Annotated in this window: 3 protein-coding genes and 1 tRNA gene; 1 reads left to right on the top strand and 3 read right to left on the bottom strand. The window is 47.3% G+C overall.

Annotated elements, in window-relative coordinates; genetic code table 11:
• Positions 1-97: 97 nt before the first annotated feature.
• The 3 genes from PX636_RS01020 to PX636_RS01010 all read right to left on the bottom strand — a co-directional run bounded on the left by PX636_RS01020 (position 98) and on the right by PX636_RS01010 (position 2,621).
• Positions 98-1,285: an FtsW/RodA/SpoVE family cell cycle protein gene (locus PX636_RS01020; protein ID WP_288115946.1), complete on the bottom strand. Its 1,188-nt coding sequence runs from the start codon at positions 1,283-1,285 to the stop codon at positions 98-100.
• Positions 1,286-1,355: 70 nt separating this feature from the next.
• Positions 1,356-2,300, bottom strand: a complete 945-nt coding sequence (locus PX636_RS01015) for an isoaspartyl peptidase/L-asparaginase (protein ID WP_002757342.1) — start codon at positions 2,298-2,300, stop codon at positions 1,356-1,358.
• Between the two features lie 248 nt (positions 2,301-2,548).
• Positions 2,549-2,621, bottom strand: a tRNA-His gene (locus PX636_RS01010).
• A gap of 101 nt (positions 2,622-2,722) precedes the next feature.
• Here PX636_RS01010 and PX636_RS01005 point away from each other — a divergent pair.
• Positions 2,723-3,109, top strand: a complete 387-nt coding sequence (locus PX636_RS01005) for a DUF4359 domain-containing protein (protein WP_002798763.1) — start codon at positions 2,723-2,725, stop codon at positions 3,107-3,109.
• Positions 3,110-3,304: the final 195 nt, after the last annotated feature.

Here is a 3,304-nt window from a genome sequence, read left to right as displayed (position 1 = left end):
CGCGTTGCGGGGGGTTTTGGGGTGATAGGGTGATGAGACAGCTTCCCCACTTCCCCACTTCATAATTCATAATTCATAATTCATAATTCCCAATCCATCACTGATGACTGAAAACCGAGACAGTTTTCTGAGGACTTTTTTTACTGGTGGAAACCAGATCGGGGTCATTTTCTTCCCTAGCCACGCGGATTAAGAGGGCGGCTAAAAAGAGACTGGCTAAACTGGAACTGCCGCCATAACTAAAGAGAGGGAAAGGTAAGCCAGTAGTGGGTAAAGAACCAGTGGCCACACCGATATTTAACAGGGATTGACCGATTAAAATTACCATCGCCCCGATCGCCACTAATTTTTTGATGCGATGACGACATTTAACCGCCACGATCAGGGCGAGAGTAGCGTAGAGAAATAGCATGATTAACAGTAAAATACCGCCAATAAAACCAAATTCCTCACCAAAGACAGCGAAAATAAAATCCGTATCTGGGAAGGGTAGATAAAATAATTTTTGTTGGGATAAACCGTAACCGCTGCCGGTGGTTCCGCCAGAACCGATCGCCAGTAAACTCTGCACTAATTGATAACCATCACCCCGGGGATCCTGCCAGGGGTCTAAGAAAGATAAAATCCGTTTTCTCTGGTATTCGCGGAAAGTAACACTAACCACAGCCATAGTTACACCCAGTAGAGCGGTGCTGGTCATGTAGGATAAAGGCAGACCGGAGGCAAGAGCGATCAGCCAGAGAGTTATACCACACACAGCAGTGGTACTCAAGTTAGGTTGTAAGAGGATGCCCGCTAGAATTAGTCCAAAAATAGCGATCCAAGTTAACCTTTGATTAACATTTAAACGCGGCCAACCACCGAAAACCGCCGCTCCTTGCAGGACGAGAAACGGTTTCATAAATTCCGACGGTTGCAAGAGAATCGGCCCGATTTTAATCCAACGGGTGGCACCATTGATATTAGCTCCCAAACCGGGGATAAGAGTGATCAAAATTAATCCTAAAACTAATAAAATCATCCAGGGTGCGATTTTGAGCAGATTCTCGATCGGCAATCGCACCAGGAAATTAAAGCCAATTAAGCCAATCCAAAGCCAGATTAATTGGCGGATAAAATAGTATAGTCCGTTATCAAAGTCCCTGTCAGCCAGAACGTAGGAAGCGGAAAAAAGCACCACTAACCCGACTAACAGCCACAAAAAAGTCATCCAGCGCAATAATCGCGCTTCGGCTGACCAGTTTTTCACATCGGGGTCAAAAATAGGAATAATGTATTGCCACACGGAGATTTTCGAGAAGAAGTATCTTGTACAGATTAACCGAAAAGACTAGGCTCGATCGCAGTTTGTTCCACTATCCGACGGCTACATGACCGATTAAACCCACATTTTCACCGTGCCATTCTAGGGTATCACCGATCGCCTGACCGTCGTGATAGGCAGCCAAGAGAATTTCCGCCGTTTTCCCCCAAACAATATTCCCCTGACGATCAAGGGAAATCATGCCCAGATCCCGACCATTAGTTTGGGATTCGCGCATGGATTTCTCTACGGCAGCGGCGAGGGAAAAACCATCGGTGACGCGAATGACCACCTTAGCGGCTAAACACTCATCGATAATATCTTCCCCGACCCCCGTACAGCTTACTCCCGCCCATGGATTCGCATAATTGCCGGCCGGCATGGCACTGTCACTAACGCGACCGATTCTTTCTAATCCCTTCCCTCCGGTAGAAGTTCCAGCGGCGATGTCTCCTTGTTGATCAAGGGCCACTACCCCGATAGTTCCCCGTTGCGCTGACGAATCGGCGAATAAACGGGCCATTTTGCGATTAAAATTCGTCTTTCTTTCCTCCATCCATTCTTGAATCCGATAATCGGTGAGGGGATCATAGAGGGGAATTTGTAATTCTCGGGCCAGATCTGCAGCTCCAATTTCCGAGAGAATGCGATCCTCTTGACTTTGGAGAAATTGAGCCAGGCTAATGGGATTCTGTACCCGCGAGACGTTAATGACACCGCTTAAACGCTGGTGACGACCATCCATCAAGGCTGCACTCATTCGCACCTGACCGTCCGATTGCACCACCGAACCGGTCCCGGCATTAAATCGCGGTTCATCCTCCAGTAACATACATCCTTTCGTCACCGCCTCCACAGCACTAGCACCATTGTCAAGGAGGTTGTAAATATTCTTAACAATCCCCCGGAGAGAATCGCGGACTGATTCTAAACCACCTTTGTCCTCTAGGGAACTCGCTCCCCCATGAATAATTAACTTCGGATTTACTTTGGTCATTATTGTCCCAATATCACATTACCGATCGGATCTAAACTATCACGTTATCGCTACTCCGCTTCTCCAGTGCCGTCTTAACCTGTAAGTAGGGTTTGCGGCAAAAAGTTTTTCGTGGGGACAGGGTGTGGGGTGTGGGGTGTAGGGTGTGGGGTGTAGGGTTTTACCGATAACGAATTGATTGGGGATTTGAGCGGGTAAGTGCCAATTGACTCCCTCAAAGCCTAACCATCAGCGATCCTTAAAAAGAGGGCGAACGAGGGGACTCGAACCCCCGAGTGGTGGAACCACAATCCACTGCCTTAACCACTTGGCTACGCTCGCCGTACACCTATCTACTATACCAGAAAACGAATCGTTGACAAGAGGTTTTTTATCCTAATTCGGGCTATGGTTAGGGTAAGTGAGTGATGATTTGAGAGCTTATGAAATTGGTGCGGTTAGGGGGAATGGTGGTAGGAGTGGTTTTAGGGGGAATTGCGGGGATATTGCTGACAACTAACCCCAATCGTCAAGATTACGAACAATACGCTTCCCAGAGGTTAACTAGCTATCTTAAGGATAATGTCTGCGCTCGAGCGCAAGCTTCCATCGAGGTGCAGGCTCTCTGGCGGGGTTACTGTAAAATGTTGGTGGATACGGGTCATCCTTTTTTACAAGAAGCGATCGCCACTAACACCACTAGAAAGAATTTTGTCATTTTCAGCGTTTATCAAACGGAATTATGGTTCCCTCCCCCTTTACCTAGTTATCACTTCAGCACCGTCGGTTTTTTGAATAAATTATACATCTACGAAGCTTTAGAATTGTAGTCAGGCAGTTGAAATTTTCTGAGATTGACGCTCCCATCGCACTAAGCGCTTCGGGATTCCCTGTTCATCCAGTTACCTGATCTATTAGGCTTTCACCTAATAGACAGTGGGTAGTCTGTCCGAGGGCTTGAATTTCTGTCCGCCCGACAGTATTTGCCCGTGCGAGAATGTTTATAGCGGCGTTTTCGTCTCTAT

The sequence above is a fragment of the Microcystis sp. M53598_WE2 genome, from assembly GCF_030067735.1.
In the GTDB taxonomy this organism is placed as follows: domain Bacteria; phylum Cyanobacteriota; class Cyanobacteriia; order Cyanobacteriales; family Microcystaceae; genus Microcystis; species Microcystis aeruginosa.
Note: the sequence above shows the minus strand (reverse complement) of the source record. Positions and strands in the feature narration are given on the sequence as shown.